The sequence below is a fragment of the Streptomyces sp. NPDC046203 genome (assembly GCF_040646255.1).
GTDB lineage: Bacteria > Actinomycetota > Actinomycetes > Streptomycetales > Streptomycetaceae > Streptomyces.
In genome coordinates, this window is record NZ_JBEYZX010000024.1 from 18,401 (window position 1) to 34,374 (window position 15,974).

At 72.4% G+C, this 15,974-nt stretch carries 16 protein-coding genes; 7 read left to right on the top strand and 9 right to left on the bottom strand.

The features are described from left to right. Positions 1–51 precede the first annotated feature (51 nt). Entirely contained in the window at positions 52–1,101 is a 1,050-nt protein-coding gene (locus ABZ990_RS18640; RefSeq protein WP_361232215.1) for an alpha/beta hydrolase, read from the top strand. Here ABZ990_RS18640 and ABZ990_RS18645 read toward each other — a convergent pair. Then, positions 992–1,831 carry an NYN domain-containing protein gene (locus ABZ990_RS18645; RefSeq protein ID WP_361232386.1) on the bottom strand — a complete coding sequence of 280 codons (840 nt, stop codon included), beginning with the start codon at positions 1,829–1,831 and terminating at the stop codon, positions 992–994. The genes ABZ990_RS18640 and ABZ990_RS18645 overlap by 110 nt on opposite strands. A 241-nt stretch (positions 1,832–2,072) precedes the next feature. Here ABZ990_RS18645 and ABZ990_RS18650 point away from each other — a divergent pair, with 241 nt between their 5' ends. Next, the gene (locus ABZ990_RS18650) at positions 2,073–2,225 is read left to right on the top strand and encodes a hypothetical protein (RefSeq protein ID WP_361232218.1); all 153 of its coding nucleotides are present in this window, start codon (positions 2,073–2,075) and stop codon (positions 2,223–2,225) included. 113 nt (positions 2,226–2,338) lie between these two features. On the opposite strand, the gene ABZ990_RS18655 is transcribed toward ABZ990_RS18650, so the two are convergent. From ABZ990_RS18655 to ABZ990_RS18670, 4 genes are all read right to left on the bottom strand, one after another. Next, entirely contained in the window at positions 2,339–2,944 is a 606-nt protein-coding gene (locus ABZ990_RS18655) for a MarC family protein (RefSeq protein ID WP_361232221.1), read from the bottom strand. A gap of 338 nt (positions 2,945–3,282) precedes the next feature. Then, positions 3,283–4,143 (bottom strand): PHP domain-containing protein, encoded by an 861-nt coding sequence (locus tag ABZ990_RS18660; RefSeq protein ID WP_361232224.1) that lies wholly within the window; start codon positions 4,141–4,143, stop codon positions 3,283–3,285. 303 nt (positions 4,144–4,446) lie between these two features. Then, entirely contained in the window at positions 4,447–5,088 is a 642-nt protein-coding gene (locus tag ABZ990_RS18665) for a DUF6758 family protein (protein ID WP_361232226.1), read from the bottom strand. A gap of 213 nt (positions 5,089–5,301) precedes the next feature. Next, on the bottom strand, positions 5,302–5,892 hold the full coding sequence (locus ABZ990_RS18670) for a suppressor of fused domain protein (RefSeq protein WP_361232229.1): 591 nt from the start codon (positions 5,890–5,892) through the stop codon (positions 5,302–5,304). A 470-nt stretch (positions 5,893–6,362) separates the two neighbouring features. Here ABZ990_RS18670 and ABZ990_RS18675 point away from each other — a divergent pair, with 470 nt between their 5' ends. Together ABZ990_RS18675 and ABZ990_RS18680 are read left to right on the top strand one after the other, a co-directional pair. Beyond that, positions 6,363–7,526, top strand: a complete 1,164-nt coding sequence (locus ABZ990_RS18675; protein WP_361232232.1) for a magnesium and cobalt transport protein CorA — start codon at positions 6,363–6,365, stop codon at positions 7,524–7,526. Between the two features lie 72 nt (positions 7,527–7,598). Then, complete coding sequence (locus ABZ990_RS18680; protein WP_361232234.1) at positions 7,599–8,114, top strand: hypothetical protein; 516 nt, start codon at positions 7,599–7,601, stop codon at positions 8,112–8,114. Positions 8,115–8,174: 60 nt separating this feature from the next. Here the strand turns inward: ABZ990_RS18680 and ABZ990_RS18685 are convergent, their stop codons facing one another. Beyond that, the gene (locus ABZ990_RS18685; protein WP_361232237.1) at positions 8,175–9,011 is read right to left on the bottom strand and encodes a hypothetical protein; all 837 of its coding nucleotides are present in this window, start codon (positions 9,009–9,011) and stop codon (positions 8,175–8,177) included. Between the two features lie 328 nt (positions 9,012–9,339). Here ABZ990_RS18685 and ABZ990_RS18690 point away from each other — a divergent pair, with 328 nt between their 5' ends. The 3 genes from ABZ990_RS18690 to ABZ990_RS18700 all read left to right on the top strand — a co-directional run bounded on the left by ABZ990_RS18690 (position 9,340) and on the right by ABZ990_RS18700 (position 12,663). Beyond that, positions 9,340–10,659 carry a CBS domain-containing protein gene (locus ABZ990_RS18690; RefSeq protein ID WP_361232240.1) on the top strand — a complete coding sequence of 440 codons (1,320 nt, stop codon included), beginning with the start codon at positions 9,340–9,342 and terminating at the stop codon, positions 10,657–10,659. Positions 10,660–10,873: 214 nt separating this feature from the next. Next, a complete protein-coding gene (locus ABZ990_RS18695) occupies positions 10,874–11,485 on the top strand; it encodes a DUF1003 domain-containing protein (protein WP_361232389.1) in 612 nt (203 codons plus the stop codon). Positions 11,486–11,529: 44 nt separating this feature from the next. Continuing rightward, positions 11,530–12,663, top strand: coding sequence for an Mrp/NBP35 family ATP-binding protein (locus tag ABZ990_RS18700; protein WP_361232243.1), 1,134 nt, complete (start codon positions 11,530–11,532; stop codon positions 12,661–12,663). A gap of 214 nt (positions 12,664–12,877) precedes the next feature. Here ABZ990_RS18700 and ABZ990_RS18705 read toward each other — a convergent pair whose 3' ends face one another. The 3 genes from ABZ990_RS18705 to ABZ990_RS18715 form a co-directional block, all read right to left on the bottom strand. Beyond that, positions 12,878–13,480 carry a hypothetical protein gene (locus ABZ990_RS18705; protein WP_361232246.1) on the bottom strand — a complete coding sequence of 201 codons (603 nt, stop codon included), beginning with the start codon at positions 13,478–13,480 and terminating at the stop codon, positions 12,878–12,880. 73 nt (positions 13,481–13,553) lie between these two features. Beyond that, entirely contained in the window at positions 13,554–14,063 is a 510-nt protein-coding gene (locus ABZ990_RS18710) for a sec-independent translocase (RefSeq protein WP_361232249.1), read from the bottom strand. A gap of 94 nt (positions 14,064–14,157) precedes the next feature. After that, a complete protein-coding gene (locus ABZ990_RS18715; protein WP_361232252.1) occupies positions 14,158–15,825 on the bottom strand; it encodes a trypsin-like peptidase domain-containing protein in 1,668 nt (555 codons plus the stop codon). Between the last annotated feature and the right edge of the window lie 149 nt (positions 15,826–15,974).

Here is a 15,974-nt window from a genome sequence, read left to right on the forward strand (position 1 = left end):
GAGCCGGACAAGATCCGGAAGGCGGGCCGGACAGGCCCTAAAGTCGTTTGTATGAGCAAGCCGCGCTCCCTGGCCCTGCCGCCCCGCACCCGCGCCTACCGGCTTTCCACCGTGCGGGGCGAGTTCGCCGTCCTCGACACCGCGCCGCCCGCCGACTTCCCCCGGCACGGCACGGCGCTGCTGCTGCCCGGCTACACCGGCAGCAAGGAGGACTTCCTGGGGCTGCTCTCCCCGCTGAGCGAGGCCGGTTTTCGTACGGTCGCCGTCGACGGCCGGGGCCAGCACGAGTCCCCGGGACCGCGCGGCCGGGCGGCCTACCGCCGCAAGGCGCTCGCGCTCGACGCGGTGGCGCAGGCCGCGGCACTCGGCGACGGCCCGGTGCATCTGCTCGGCCACTCCTTCGGCGGCCTGGTGTCCCGCGCGGCGGCGGACCTCGCACCGGAGGCGTTCGTGTCGCTGACGCTGCTCTCCTCCGGGCCCGGCCGGGTCCCGCGCGGTCAGCGGGCCCGGGTCCGCGCGCTGCGCACGGCGCTCGCGGTGGCCTCGAAGGAGCAGGTGTGGGCGGCGACGCGCTGGCTGGACAGCCGGGGCGAGGAGCCGGAGGCGGCGGATCCGCCGGAAATCGTGGGCTTCCTGCGCAGCCGCTGGATGGGGACCCGGATCGCGCAGCTCTCGGGCGCGGGCCGGCTGCTGATCGGCGATCCGGACGGGACGGCGGCGCTGCGGGAGCTGACCCTGCCGCTGCACATCGCGTACGGGGACGGGGAGACGGTGTGGCCGGTGGCGGAGCTGGCGGCGGCGGCCACCCTGACCGGCGCCCACCACACGGTGGTGGACGGCGCCGGTCACTCCCCCAATGTGTCGCACCCGGCGGAGCTGGCGGCGCGGCTCGCCGCCTTCTGGGATCGCAGCGCCGCTGATCCCAGCGTCCCCGATCTCGGCTCGGCCGATCCCGACTCCGCCGATGACAGCTCCGCGGCCTCCGCCGGCCTCAGCTCTGGCACACCCGGCGCAGATGCTGCCAGAAGCCGTCCCGCAGCGCCCGGCGCAGCGGCGGATGGCCGCGCAGCGACCGGCCGAGCAGGCGCTCCCCCTCGGTGAGGAGTTCGCCGTCGACGGATCCGGGCAGGTAGGGGTGGCCGGGCAGCAGCTCGGCGAGCCGGTCGCGGCCGCGTTCGGCGAACCAGGTGGCGGCGATCCGGGCGCCGACGAAGGCGACGTCCTCGCGTGAGGGCAGGGGCGTGCCCTCGTTCTCGTAGAGGGTGACGGACTTACGGGTCACGTACGGGCGGCAGAAGTCGAGGTCGAAGACGCGCTGGCTGTCGACCTCCCACAGCAGCGGGTCGGCCTGGTTGCCGCGTTCGGCGGCCTCGATGCCCCACAGATGGACGCGGGCGCCGTAGCCCTGCGCGGCCTCGACGGCCGAGACCAGGTCCTCGTCGCCGCCGACGAGGGCGGCGTCGCTGATGGCCCGGTGCCGGGCGAGGGACTCCAGGTCCGTGCGGATGAGGGAGTCGACGCCCTTCTGCTGGTTGTTGGCGTTGAGGTTGCCGAGGCGGACCTTGACGTCGGGCAGCTCGGCGATGGCCTGCTGCTCGGAGGTGTGGATACGGCGCCGGGCACCGTCGTACCAGTAGACGCGCAGCAGCCGGCTGTCGGCGAAGATCGTGCGCGCGGTGTCGATGAAGGCATCGATCAGGCCCTCGGCGTCGAGGTCGAAGTTGCGCCGGTCCTCGGTGCCGGCGACGAGCAGGCCGACGGCCGCGTAGACGTATCCGGCGTCGACGAAGATCGCGTGCGTCGACGGGGTCTTCGCGACCTCGGCGAGCATGCGGCGCAGCAGCTCGTTGGTGTGGTCCAGGCGCGCTTCGACGGCGGCCAGCGCGGCCGTCGTGGCCGGTCCCCCGTCGGAGGACTCGTCCGGATCGCCGTTCCCTACCAGCGAGTAGTTAGTCATCCGAAAAATTTCCTTAGCGTAGGGAATGTTTGAGTGGTGCAAGTCGTTGAGCAGTTATGTAACCCCAGTTCTTCACGTCCGCGTGGAGGATCAACTCCGACGAAGGGAGAAGCACATGCGCTTCGAAATCCTGCGACTGGACGACATCGACGGTACGCCCGTCGAGCGCACCGTCGTGGACGCCGCCTCCGTCAACGGGATCGTGCAGCAGGCCGCAGCGATCGGCCAGCGCATCTGGATCCGGCCGGCCGACGCCTCGGCGTCGTAACGGTCACACCGCCGCAGAGGCAATACCCACCCTTTCGACACCGCGCCCCCGCATGGACTCCACTGGAGGAATCCTTACGGGGGCGCAGTGCTGTTCCGCTGAGGGCCGCCGGGTCAGGTGCCCTGGATGATCTGGGTGACGCCGTTCACGATCTGCTGGACGGCGATGGCGGAGAGCATCATGCCCGCGAGCCGCGTCACGAGGACGACGCCGCCGTCCTTGATGACCCGGATGATCAGCAGCGAGTAGCGCATGGTCACCCAGAGCACCAGGTGCATGGCGATGATGGCGGTCCACACCGAGAGCTGCTGGCCGAAGCCGTCGGCGTTCTGCACGGCCAGGATGACGGACACGATCGCGCCCGGTCCGGCGAGCAGCGGCATGCCGAGGGGGACCAGGGCGACATTGACGTCCTTGGTCTGCTGCGGCTCGTCGGTCTTGCCGGTGAGCAGATCGAGCGCGATGAGCAGCAGGAGCAGACCGCCCGCGATCATCAGGGCCGGGACCGAGACGTGCAGATACGCCAGGATCTGCTGGCCGAGGACGCCGAAGACACTGATGACGCCGAAGGCGACGGCGACGGCCTGCCAGGCCATACGGCGCTGGACCTTGGTGGCGCGGCCGGAGGTGAGGGCGAGGAAGATCGGAGTGATCCCGGGGGGATCCATGATCACGAAGAGGGTCAGAAACAGCGAGCCGAAGACGGCGACGTCGAACACGGTGAATGGGCCTTGCGGAGAAAGGGGGTGTACACGAGCACCCGGAATGAATGGTTCCGGAAGAAGGGCAGCATGCGGCCGGGATGGGGGTCGCACACGGAGGAGCAGGTCAGAGCAGGTCAGAGCAGGTCGAAACAGGTCGGAGCAGGTCGGAGCGGGCCAGGGGCCGGCAGCCGGGGAAGCCGGGGCGGGCACCGCCACACCGGCGCGCGGGCACACGGTCACCGATCACTGGCCGCCGGTCACCGCGGGCGGTGACGGGGAAGGACCGGGCCGGGGTACGGGAGCGGCGCGGCGGCCGAGGAGCCGGAGCGGCGGAGAACCGCCAGCGCCTTCGGTCAGCGGGTTCCGCCGGCGCCGGGCACCGGGAAGGCACCCGTGGCGCGGCGCGTGATCTCGCCGTAGATCTCGGGGTCGGTGGTGAAGTCGCCGAGTCCGACGGTCTTGCGGCTGCCGTGGTAGTCGCTGGAGCCGGTGGTCAGCAGACCCAGCTCCCCGGCCAGCCCGCGCAGCCGCGCCCGGGTCGGCTCGTCGTGGTCCATGTGGTCGACCTCGATGCCGTCGAGACCGGCCTCGGCGAGGCGCGCGATCGCGGACTCGGGCACGCAGGTGCCGCGCTTGACCGCCTGCGGGTGCGCGAAGACCGTGACCCCGCCGGCCGCCTTGACCAGCCGGATCGCGTCGATCGGGTTCAGCTCGTGCTTCTCGACGTGCGCCCGGCCGCCGTCGGCCAGCCACTCGGGCGTGAACGCGCCGGACACATCCGGGACGACGCCCAGCTCGACCAGCGCCTCCGCGACATGCGGGCGGCCCACGGAACCGTCGCCCGCGATCCGGGCGACCTGCTCCCAGGTCACCGGGACGCCGAGTTCCCGGAGCTTGCCGACCATGGCCCGCGCGCGCGGCACCCGGTCGTCCCGGACCAGCTCGCGCTCGGCGGCGAAGGCGGGCTCCTCGGGGTCGAAGAGGTACGCGAGCATGTGCAGGCTCACCCCGTCGAGACGGCAGGAGAGCTCGGCGCCGGTGACGAGCGTGAGCCCGTCGGGCAGCGCGGCGATCGCTTCCTCGTACCCGCGGGTGGTGTCGTGGTCGGTCAGCGCGACGACGTCGAGACCGGCGGCCGAGGCGTTGCGTACCAGCTCGGCGGGGGTGTCCGTACCGTCCGAGGCCGTGGAGTGGGTGTGCAGGTCGATACGCACGACGCGGGACTCCAGGGGTTCGGGGCGGACAAGAGCAACGCCTCAGCATAACGGGCGAATCGAACGCGCTCGTACGGATTCGACGAACCGGGCACCCCTTACGCGGTGACCCCGGTTACCCCGGCCGTCCACGCCGCCCCGGCGCCTGTGCGGCCCCGCTTGTCCGGGCGGTCCCGGCGGTCCCACCGCGCGCTTCCGCCCCGGCCGCCCCAGTCTTCCCGACCGTCCCACCGCGCGCTTCCGCCACGGCTGCCCCAGGAGTCCCGACCGCCCCAGGGGTCCGGGCAGCCCCAGGAGTCCCGGCTATCCCAGAAGTCTCGGGGTCAGGGCGCCGAACGGCAGGAGGTCCACCTCGGCGCCCGCGTCGCGGAGGTCGGTGAGGATGAGTTCGTCGTACATCAGCAGGCCGGACTGTTCGGGCCAGACGATCGCCCACAGCCACAGCCCCCGCGCTTCGCCCGCGAAGACCGCGCGGTCGTGCGGGGCGTCGGCGACGTGCCAGAGCGGGGTGGGACGGCCGGCCGCCAGCACCTTGACCTGCGGCGGCTTGTCGATCGCCATGCCGCCGGAGCCGGGGTCGGGGCCGTCGATGCCGGCGAACCGGGCGCCGAGGCCGACCCCCAGCTCCTCGGCGACGAGCAGCAGCTCGCCGATGCCGCCGAGCGGGCCGGGGCCCGAGCAGGCGACGGCGGTGGCGCGGCCGCCGCTGCGGTCGTCACCGGCGTACGCGACCCCGGTGAAGAGCCATCCGATGGGCAGCGGCCAGGGCATCCACACGGGTACGTGGGCCCGGTTCACCACGACGCCGAGGGCCTCGACACTGGGCGGGATCACGGGCTGCAGCGGATACACCGAGCCGTGTACGTCGCACTGCCAGGAATCGGCGAAGAGACCGGGCGCCCTGACCCGGCCACCACACTTCGGGCAACTGGGTTCGCCCCTCATAGGGCTCAACGGTCCTAGCTCCGCGGCCCCGCGTCAAGGACGATCACCGGCGTTCACCCGTCCGGTCGGGAACCTTCACCCGGACCGGCAGGGGAATCGAACGGACCGCCCGGAGCGGGGCTCCCACACCGGGCCGGGACCGGGACCGGGGCCGGGGCCGGGGCCGGGGCCGACCGGCCGTCCCCTCGCCCCGGACGCCTCAGCCCAGCCGTCTCAGTCCAGCCGTACCGACGTACGCCGCGGATCGCGCAGGTCCGTCCCGTTCGCCAGCCAGCGCTCCTCCAGGGCCTGGGCCCCGTGCACCCGCTTCCAGGCGGCCTCGTTCGAGGTCATCGGCAGCAGCGGCAGGAAGCGGACCGGGTCCATCGGCTCGTCCATGTCGAGGTCCTCGACGAGACCGCCCGGCTCGGCGACCAGGACGGAGCTGAAGGGCGCGCCCGGCCACAGCGGCTCGCCCACGTCGAGCGAGGCACCCGGCGCCACGACCAGACCCTCGACCTGCGGACTGGCGGCGAGCACCGCGAGCGGGCGGAGCGCCTTGTCGGTGTCGGCGAGCCCGGCCCGTACCGAGAGGACCAGCTCGGCCCGCGGGCCCTTGACCGGGTCGGCGAGCACGGCCGTCGGGTCGGTCATCGGCTGGGCGGACATGCCCAGGGTGGCGTAGCGCACCAGGCCGGCCTCGGCGTCCACGAAGCGGAGCACCTCGATGCGATCGGTGCCGAGGAAGGTGACGGCGGCGCGGGCGTCGGGCTCGCCGAGGGCCGTGCGCAGCCGGGCTTCGACCAGAGCGAGAATTTCTGCCATGGGCCGAGCATAAAGCGAGTATGGAGTGGGCAAAGTCAAAGATTGACCTTCAGTCGGCTGATAGTCTTGGCAACTGGTCGGACTTCCGACTGCTCGTCACACGTCATCCCTCACCAGGGACCGGCCGGAGGAGGTGGGACTGCGATGGATCGAAGTCGATCGGGCAGTACCAGCCGCTCTTCCGTCGCCCCGCCCCCGCGGCCGTAACCCCGGCGCGGACGGTCCCCAGGCGGCCGGTGACGCGAGGATCCCACCGCGGTCCTCCCTCCGGCCCCCCGCACGACGGAAGAGCTGCCTTCGCCTCCCGAGAGCACCGCTCTCCCCCGAGAGCCGCGCTCTTCGCCCCGTCTGTTGCGAACACCGTCACCGCGATCCCCGGTGCCGCCCGCTTTGTGGATGAAACGTTCCACGTCCCCATTCCGGGCTGCGCCACGGTCGCCGACGGCCTCTCCGTGAAGGAGCAGCACGCCATGTCGATGATCCGTGACCTGCGCGCCGCCGTACGCCCCTCCCTGCGGCAGTCCCTCCGGCACCCGCTGCGCAAGCCCGGCACCGGTTCCGGCCCCTCCTCGTCCTCCCCGTACGGGACCTACGACTCCACCCGCGACCCGTCGGCGCCCACCGCCGTCGTCGACTGCGCCGTCTACCGCGACGGCAGTCGCGTCGACGACAGCGCGTGCCTGACCCCGCGCGGCGCGATGCGCCAGGTGCGGGAGAGCGGCGGTTTCGCCTGGATCGGGCTGCACGAGCCGACCGAGGCCGAATTCGCCGGGATCGCCGCCGAGTTCGGGCTGCACCCGCTCGCCGTCGAGGACGCCGTCCACGCCCACCAGCGGCCCAAGCTGGAGCGCTACGACGACACGCTCTTCACCGTCTTCAAGACGATCCACTACGTCGAGCACGCCGAGCTGACCCCGACCAGCGAGGTCGTGGAGACCGGCGAGGTCATGGTCTTCACCGGCCCCGACTTCGTCATCACCGTCCGGCACGGCGGCCACGGCTCCCTGCGCAACCTCCGCCACCGCCTCCAGAACGACCCCGAGCTGCTCTCCAAGGGCCCCTCGGCGGTCCTGCACGCCATCGCCGACCATGTCGTCGACGGCTACATCGCGGTCGCGGACGCCGTCGAGCTGGACATCGACCAGATCGAGATCGACGTCTTCTCGCCGCCGGCCAAAGGCTCCACGCGCGGCACCGACACCGGCCGGATCTACCAGCTCAAGCGCGAGGTGCTGGAGTTCAAGCGGGCCGTCACCCCGCTGATGCGCCCGCTCCAGCTGCTCAGCGAGCGGCCGATGCGGCTGGTCGATCCCGACATCCAGAAGTACTTCCGGGACGTCGCCGACCACCTCGCCCGCGTCCAGGAGCAGGTCGTCGGCTTCGACGAACTGCTGAACTCGATCCTCCAGGCCAACCTGGCGCAGGCGACCGTCGCCCAGAACGAGGACATGCGCAAGATCACCTCGTGGGCGGCGATCGTGGCCGTCCCGACGGCGGTCTGCGGCGTGTACGGCATGAACTTCAAGCACATGCCGGAGCTGGAGTGGCGGTTCGGCTACCCCATGGTGCTCGTGGGCATCGCGGCCATCTGCTTCACCATCCACCGCACCCTCAAGCGCAACGGCTGGCTGTAGGAGCCAGGGCGGGCGGGGCCGGGCGGGGCCGGGGCGGGCGTCGGCGGGGCGGGCGGTCGATAGGGTTCGGGCATGACCGACGCGCTGTTCGGGCCCGCCCTCGTCGAGGAGGCCACCAAGAAGTCCGGCCTCGTCTGGGTACGGGGCCAGGCCCCCGCCGCCCGGGCGCTCTGGCACCTGTGGCACGACGGTGGCGCGCTCGTCGTCGGCGACGGCCCCGGCGAGCAGCCGCTGCCCGGCCTCGTCGACGGCGCCACCGCCGAGGTCACCGTCCGCAGCAAGGACAAGGGCGGCCGGATCGTCTCCTGGACCGCCGTCGTACGGGAACTCGCGCCCGGTACGGAGGAGTGGGACGCGGCGGTCGCCGAGCTGAAGGGCAAGCGGCTGAACGCGCCCGACGCCGAGACGATGACCGAGCGCTGGGCGCGCGAGTGCCGGGTGCTGCGGCTCGTACCCCGGGACTCGACGACCGAGCTGCCGGACGGCTCGCTGGCCGCCGTACCGCTGCCGTCCCCGGCCCTCACGCGCGAGCCGGTCCCGGCGGCGCTGCCGAAGCTGCTGCTGCGACGGGGCCGCCGCCGGGGCTGAGCCACCACCGGGGCTGAGCCACCACCGGCCCGGGGCGTCGGCCCCTCGGAACTCAGGCCGTCAGGTGCTGGGCAGCTGCTTGCCGTAGTCCACGGTCTGCCCCTTCGCGGGCTCGTCCAGCGCGAAGTTCCGGTCCCACTCGGACAGCACCACCACGCCCGCGCCGCCGCCTCGGGCGAGGCGGACCGGGAACGGCTCGCCGTCCAGGGCGACGTCGAGGGAGCCGCCCTCGCCGCCCTGACCGCCGCTGATGTTGATGGTGCGGACACCGCCGATCTTGCCGTGGTCGCCCTTGACCAGGTCGCCATGGACCGCGAGCAGCCCGTCGAGCAGCAGGCGCATGTCGGTGAAGCCGCGCAGTTGCTTGTAGGAGGGGTCACCCTCGGGCACCTTCACGTACTTGTCGTCGAGCTTGTCGGCGGCCTGCGCGCCGCTGTCGGTGCTCTTGCCCGTACCGGTCCCGGAGCCTGAGCCGGAGCCCGTGCCGGAACCGGAGTCAGACCCAGCCCCAGACCCGGAGCCGGAGCCGGGCTCCTCGTGCGCCCAGAAGCTCGCGGCGGCCTTCAGGAAGAGCGCGTCCTCGACCCGCAGCAGCTCGAAGGTGCCGTTCTTCGTCGTCACCGACCCGACGGCGCCGTCCGGCTTGAGCTGCATGTTCAGCTTGTACGTCCCGCCCTTGCTGACCAGCGTGCCCGCGAGCCGTACGGCATCCGCGCGGTCCGCCGCCGCCTTGGCCTTCTTCTCGATGGCGGGCGCGTCGAGCTTCCCCACGCCGTTGGTCCCCGCGTCCGGGTCGGTGTCGCCGCCGCAGCCGGCCAGCGTGGCCGTGAGACCGGCGCACAGCGCCAGGGGCAGCGCGGCCCTGCGGATGCGCGAGAACGGACGGAGAAGAGTCACCAGGGCGCCTCTCTGTTCGGTGAGGGGGGACGGAAGGACCGGCGCGGACCGGGGAACCGGACCGAACCGGAGGACCGGCACGAAACGGTGAACCGGAACGAACCGGAGGACCGGTACGGAGCGGGGAACCGGCGCGGACCGGAGGGCCGGTGGGGACGGCCGACGGCAGCGTACCCGGGCCGGACCGGGCACCCGGCAGCCACCCGGGGAACGCCGTCCGGGGGCGCTGCCGAAGCGTCATAGATCGACACGGGCTAGCCTGAATCAGGCACATTCGGAGACAATCAGGCGATTAAGCGGATCATCCGGCACGAAGGAGGCGCACGGCATGGTGGCAGGCGCCCCCCGGGTCTTCGTCTCCCATCTCGCGGGCGTCCCCGTCTTCGACCCCGTGGGCGACCAGGTCGGCCGGGTCAGCGATCTCGTGGCCATGCTGCGGGTGGGCCGCCGGCCGCCGAGGCTGCTCGGGATGGTCGTCGAGGTGTTGTCCCGGCGCCGGGTCTTCGTCCCCATGACCCGGATCACCGGCATCGAGTCCGGGCAGGTCATCTCCACCGGCGTGGTCAACATGCGGCGGTTCGAGCAGCGCCCCACCGAACGGCTCGTCCTCGGCGAGCTGCTCGACCGGCGGGTCCGGCTCGTCGAGCCGGACGGCCGCGAGGGCGAGGAGGTCACCGTCCTCGACGTGGCGATCCAGCAGCTGCCCGCGCGCCGCGACTGGGAGATCGACAAGGTCTTCGTACGGCGCGGCAAGGGCGGCGCGCTGCGGCGCAAGGGCGAGACCCTGACCCTGGAATGGTCGGCCGTCACCGGCTTCTCCCTGGAGGAGCACGGACAGGGCGCCGAGAACCTGGTCGCCACCTTCGAGAAGCTGCGCCCCGCCGACCTCGCCAACGTGCTGCACCACCTCTCCCCCAAGCGCCGGGCCGAGGTCGCCGCCGCGCTCGACGACGACCGGCTCGCCGACGTCCTGGAGGAGCTGCCGGAGGACGACCAGATCGAGATCCTCGGCAAGCTGAAGGAGGAGCGGGCCGCCGACGTCCTGGAGGCGATGGACCCGGACGACGCGGCCGACCTGCTCTCCGAGCTGCCGGAGGACGACAAGGAGCGGCTGCTCACGCTGATGCGGCCGAGCGACGCGGCGGACGTCCGGCGGCTGATGGCGTACGAGGAGCGGACCGCGGGCGGTCTGATGACGACGGAGCCGATCGTGCTGCGGCCGGACGCCACGGTCGCCGACGCCCTGGCCCGGGTGCGGTTGCAGGACCTCTCCCCGGCCCTGGCGGCGCAGGTGTACGTCTGCCGGCCGCCGGACGAGACGCCGACCGGCAAGTACCTGGGCACGGTGCACTTCCAGCGGCTGCTGCGGGACCCGCCGTTCACGCTGATGGGCGCACTGGTCGACAGCGATCTGCCGCCGCTCGGTCCGGACACCCCGCTGCCCGCCGTGACCAGCTACTTCGCCGCGTACAACCTGGTCGCGGCGCCGGTGGTGGACGAGAGCTGGCGGCTGCTCGGGGCCGTGACGGTGGACGACGTGCTCGACCACCTGCTGCCGGACGACTGGCGCGAGACGGAGTTCCACGAGCCGCACGAGCGTGAGGAACGGGAGCGCGCGGAGCGGGACGAGGGGGTGCGCGGTGGCTGACCGCCCGCAGGACAGGAACCGGGACGGGGACAGGAGCGGGGGCCTCGGCGGAGGCCACGCCGGAGGAAACCGGAGCCACTGGTGGGAGCGCGACCGGGACCGGGACAGGGACCGCGAACGGGAGCGGGAGCGGGAGCGCGACTGGGAACGGGAACGGGAACGCGAACGAGAGCGGGACCGGGACCGCGACAAGGACCGGGACCGGGAGCGGACGCTGCCCCGGATCCGGCTCGACCAGCCCCGCATCCGGCGCGTCCGGCTGCTGCCGGAGTACGACGCCGAGGCCTTCGGGCGGATGTCGGAGCGCATCGCCCGCTTCCTGGGGACGGGGCGGTTCATCGTCTGGATGACGGTGATCATCATCCTCTGGGTGCTGTGGAACGTCGTCGTCCCCGGCGCATTGCGCTTCGACGAGTACCCGTTCATCTTCCTGACCCTGGCGCTCTCGCTCCAGGCCTCCTACGCGGCCCCGCTGATCCTGCTCGCGCAGAACCGGCAGGACGACCGGGACCGGGTCAATCTGGAGCAGGACCGCAAGCAGAACGAGCGCTCCATCGCCGACACCGAGTTCCTGACCCGGGAGATCGCCGCCCTGCGGATGGGCCTCGGCGAGGTGGCGACCCGCGACTGGATGCGTTCCGAGCTGGAGGACCTCCTGAGGGACCTCGACGACCGCCAGGACGGACATCGCGATGGACACCGCGACGGACCCGGTGACGGACAGCGCGACGGGCGGCGTGAGGGCCGGCGCGACGGGCGGTATGGAGAGCGCGGAGATCTATTCCCGTCCGGCGACGGGAACAGGAGTGATCTACCCGACCGCTGACGGGGCTTTCACCGGCCGGTGGTCGTCGCCGTACCATCGGAGGCATGGCTACGGAAGACGCGGTGCTTGAAGCACTGGCGACGGTGAACGACCCCGAGATCAACAAGCCGATCACGGAACTCGGCATGGTGAAGTCGGTGGAGATCGGGTCCGACGGACGGGTCGCGGTGACGGTCTATCTGACGGTCTCCGGCTGTCCGATGCGCGAGACCATCACCCAGCGCGTGACGGACGCCGTCGCCCGCGTCGAGGGGGTCACCGGCGTCGACGTCTCCCTGGACGTGATGAGCGACGAGCAGCGCAAGGAGCTCGCGGCGGCGCTGCGCGGCACGACGGCCGAGCGCGAGGTCCCCTTCGCCAAGCCCGGTTCGCTGACCCGCGTCTACGCGGTCGCGTCCGGCAAGGGCGGCGTCGGCAAGTCCTCGGTGACGGTCAACCTGGCGGCGGCGATGGCGGCCGACGGGCTGAAGGTCGGTGTCGTGGACGCCGACATCTACGGCCACAGCGTGCCGCGGATGCTGGGTGTGGACGGCAAGCCCACCCAGGTCGAGAACATGATCATGCCGCCGTCGGCGCACGACGTGAAGGTCATCTCCATCGGCATGTTCACCCCGGGCAACGCCCCGGTCGTGTGGCGCGGCCCGATGCTGCACCGCGCGCTCCAGCAGTTCCTCGCCGACGTGTACTGGGGCGACCTGGACGTCCTGCTGCTCGACCTGCCCCCGGGCACCGGCGACATCGCGATCTCCGTGGCGCAGCTGGTGCCGAACGCGGAGATCCTGGTCGTCACCACCCCGCAGCAGGCCGCCTCCGAGGTCGCCGAGCGGGCCGGTTCGATCGCCGTGCAGACCCACCAGAAGATCGTCGGCGTCGTCGAGAACATGTCGGGCATGCCGTGTCCGCACTGCGACGAGATGGTCGACGTGTTCGGTACGGGCGGTGGCCAGAAGGTCGCCGAGGGCCTGTCCCGGACCACCGGCACCACCGTCCCGGTCCTCGGCTCCATCCCGATCGACGTCCGGCTGCGCGAGGGCGGCGACGAGGGCAAGCCGGTCGTCCTGGCCGACCCCGACTCCCCGGCCGGTTCGGCGCTGCGCGCCATCGCGGACAAGCTCGGCGGACGCCAGCGTGGTCTGTCGGGCCTGAGCCTGGGCATCACGCCGCGCAACAAGTTCTGAGTCCCACCCCGTATACGTCATCCGTACGTACGCGGGTACGCAGGTACGTGAGAGGGCGCCCCGGATCCGTCCGGGGCGCCCTCTCGCGTACGCGGCGGGGGCGCGCGCCCCTCGGACGTACGCGCTCGGGCGTACGGACTCAGGGGGCGCTCAGGGGCTCGGGCGTACGGGCCCGGACCTGCGGACTCGGACGTACGCGCTCAAGCACCCAGCCTCAGCCGTACGGGCCGAGGTCCTTCACCTGCGCGAAGCCGAGGCCGTAGGCGCTCATGCCCCGCCCGTACGCACCGATGTGGACGTCCGGAGCCGAGCCCGCGAGCACCCAGCCGAACTCGGTCTCGCGGTAGTGGAAGGCCACCGGAACGCCGTCCACCGGCAGCGACAGCGACGTCCAGTCGGGCCCGTCGAGGTCGTCGGCGAGCTCGAAGGCGGTTTCCGTCTGCTGGTCCAGCCAGTTGTCGCGCAGCGCGTGGTCGAGCTGGGCGGGCCAGGTGTGGGCGAGGAGGCCGGAGCCGGCCAGCCAGGCGGCCGAGGAGACCGTGGTGGCCTCCAGGACGCCCGTACCGTCGCCGCTGCCGCCCACGGGATGGGCCGCGACCGTCACGACGATCGCGAACCGCTCCTTCTCGGTGGCGCTCGCGTCGGACTTCACCGACGGCTCGTCCCCGTGGCCCAGCGAGCCGTGCCGGACGCTGCCGTCGGCCGCCGTGCCCACCCGCATCAGCCGGCGCGGCCCGGTGAACGCCTCGTCGAGCCCGTACCAGGCGAAGGGGGCACGTAGGAAACCGTCGGTTTCCATCCCACGGGTCGTCGTCATTACGGCCGCCTCCTCGTTCGTCGACAGAGGGAGGATAGCCACCGCGGGACGCGGCGGCTGTGACGGGCCGTCGTCAGGTGGCGTCGGAGTCGTACGGCGGGCGCTCGGTGCCGCCCGGCTTGTCCTGCTTCTTCAGGAGGTCGGGCGAGCCGTTGACGGCCGCCGGGACGGTCGGCTGCGACGGCGTGTCCGAAGCCGGGGAGAGCGAGCCGACCTCCGAGGAAGCAGCGGACGCGGAGGACACGGGCGCGGTCTCGCGGCCGTGGACGGCGTCGGCGACCTCGTTCATCTCCTTGCGGAGATCGAAGCTGGAGCGCAGTTCCCGCAGCTCCTTCAGGTCGTCGTTCTCCGCGAGCTGCTTGCGGATGAAGTTCTTCGGGTTGAGGTCCTCGAACTCGAAGTCCTTGAACTCCGGACCCAGCTCGCTGCGGATGTCCGCCTTGGCGCTGTCGGAGAACTCGCGGATCTTGCGGATCACCGCGGAGATGTCCTGGATCAGCTTCGGCAGCTTGTCCGGGCCGAAGATGAGCACGGCGAGCACCACGAGCGTCACCAGCTCGAGTGCGCCTATGTCGCTGAACACCCTGTTGCTCCTTCTCGCCGGTCCCGGACGGCCCGCTCCACGGTACCCGCCGAATCTGTCCGACGGGTACCGAGTGGTGTCCTCCACATGGCCGTCAGGCGCCTGTCGAGGACCCCAGCGTCAAGGTCTTTGTCTGCTCTTTGCCGTCGCGGGTCACGGTGAGCTTCAGCGTGTCGCCCGGACGGTGGGCGCGGATCTTCACGATCAGCTCCTCGCCGCTGTGCACCCGCTGGCCGTCGACCTTGGTGATGACGTCGCCGGGCCGGAAGCCGGCCTTGTCGGCGGGGCCGCCGGGGGTGACGGAGGGGCTGTTGCTCTTGCCCTTGTCGCCGACCCGGGCGCCGTCGCCGGTGTAGCGCATGTCGAGGCTCACACCGATGACCGGGTGGGTGGCCTTGCCGGTGTTGATGAGCTCCTCGGCGACGCGCTTGCCCTGGTTGATCGGGATGGCGAAGCCGAGACCGATGGAGCCGGACTGGCCGCCCTCCGGGTCGGAGTTGCCGGCCGCGCGGATCGCGCTGTTGATGCCGATGACCCGGGCGGCGGAGTCGACGAGCGGGCCGCCGGAGTTGCCCGGGTTGATCGGCGCGTCGGTCTGGAGCGCGTCCACGTAGCTGACGTCGCTGCCGTCGCCCTTCTCGCCGCCGGCCGTGATGGGGCGCTCCTTGGCGCTGATGATGCCGGAGGTGACCGTGTTGGACAGGTCGAAGGGGGCGCCGATGGCGACGACGGGGTCGCCGACGCGCACGTTGTCGGAGTTGCCGAGCGCCAGCGGCTTCAGCCCGGACGCCCCGGAGACCTTGATGACGGCGAGGTCGTAGCCGGCGTCGCGGCCGATCAGCTTCGCGCGGGCGGACTCGCCGTTGCTGAAGGTGACGGAGATCTCGCCGGAGGACGCGGCGGCGTCGACGACGTGGTTGTTGGTGAGGATGTGGCCCCGGGTGTCGAGGACGAAGCCGGTGCCGGTCCCGGCCGAGCCGCCGCCGCTGACGTGGATGGTGACGACGCTCGGCAGCGCGGTGGCGGCGATCCCCGCGACGCTGTCGGGGGCGCGGCCGATGTCCTTGGCCTCGGACTGGGGCAGCTCGATGGCGGAGATGCCGCCGTGCCGCTCCACGTACGCGCCGACACCGCCGCCGATCACACCGGTGACGAGGGCGAAGGCGAGCGCTCCGGCGAGCGCGAGACCGCGCCGGGGCTTGCGGGGCGGCTTGCCGGCACTCGGATCCGGGAAGTCGCCCGGGACGCCCCAGGGGTCGTACGCGGGACCGGCGGGCGGCGGCCCGGCCGGTGCCGCGGGCATCGGCACGGGGGCGGGGGTGTGAGCCGGGGTGTGGCTGGGGGCGGGCGCGTGGCCGGGGGCGGGCGCGGGGGCCATGGCCGGCGGCGGTACGGGCCGCTGGACGGGCGGCGCGGGCGCCCAGGGCCCCGGTCCGCCGTACGGAGGGGTCGCGTACGGGTCGGGGGCGTGCAGCGGCTGTGGCACCGGCTGCTGCGGGGCGTGCTGCGGCGGCGCGGGTATGGGCTCGGGGGCCCGGGCCATGTCCGGGGCAGGGGCCGGGGCCGGAGTCGCGTCCGGGGCCGGGGCCGTGTCCGGAGCCGAGTGCGCGTCCGTGCCCGGAGTCTGATGCGGACTCGGGTCGGTGACGGGTTCGGCGTGCGGAGTCTCGGCCGCCGGCTGGGCGGGCGCGGTCACGGGTGCCGGTGCGACGGGCACGGGCGCTGCCACGGCCGCCGGAGCGACGGGTGCCGGTGCGGTCATGGGCGCCGGCGTGGCGGTCTCGGCCGCCACGGGCTCGGCGGGCGCGGGCTCCTGAGCGGGCGCCTGCCCGGATGCCGCAGCGGTCTCCGGAGCGGGCACCGAATCGGGCTCAGACACCGCAGCGGACACCGGTGCCGCGAGCATGAAGT

Excerpts from the sequence above, each read along its gene's own strand:
- ABZ990_RS18705 (WP_361232246.1), bottom strand. The coding sequence starts at position 13,480 with ATGACGACGACCCGTGGGATGGAAACCGACGGTTTCCTACGTGCCCCC.
- ABZ990_RS18690 (WP_361232240.1), top strand. The coding sequence starts at position 9,340 with ATGGTGGCAGGCGCCCCCCGGGTCTTCGTCTCCCATCTCGCGGGCGTC.
- ABZ990_RS18645 (WP_361232386.1), bottom strand. The coding sequence starts at position 1,831 with ATGCTCGCCGAGGTCGCGAAGACCCCGTCGACGCACGCGATCTTCGTC.
- ABZ990_RS18700 (WP_361232243.1), top strand. The coding sequence starts at position 11,530 with ATGGCTACGGAAGACGCGGTGCTTGAAGCACTGGCGACGGTGAACGAC.
- ABZ990_RS18670 (WP_361232229.1), bottom strand. The coding sequence starts at position 5,892 with ATGGCAGAAATTCTCGCTCTGGTCGAAGCCCGGCTGCGCACGGCCCTC.
- ABZ990_RS18675 (WP_361232232.1), top strand. The coding sequence starts at position 6,363 with ATGTCGATGATCCGTGACCTGCGCGCCGCCGTACGCCCCTCCCTGCGG.
- ABZ990_RS18715 (WP_361232252.1), bottom strand. The coding sequence starts at position 15,825 with ATGACCGCACCGGCACCCGTCGCTCCGGCGGCCGTGGCAGCGCCCGTG.
- ABZ990_RS18680 (WP_361232234.1), top strand. The coding sequence starts at position 7,599 with ATGACCGACGCGCTGTTCGGGCCCGCCCTCGTCGAGGAGGCCACCAAG.
- ABZ990_RS18650 (WP_361232218.1), top strand. The coding sequence starts at position 2,073 with ATGCGCTTCGAAATCCTGCGACTGGACGACATCGACGGTACGCCCGTC.
- ABZ990_RS18640 (WP_361232215.1), top strand. The coding sequence starts at position 52 with ATGAGCAAGCCGCGCTCCCTGGCCCTGCCGCCCCGCACCCGCGCCTAC.
- ABZ990_RS18665 (WP_361232226.1), bottom strand. The coding sequence starts at position 5,088 with ATGAGGGGCGAACCCAGTTGCCCGAAGTGTGGTGGCCGGGTCAGGGCG.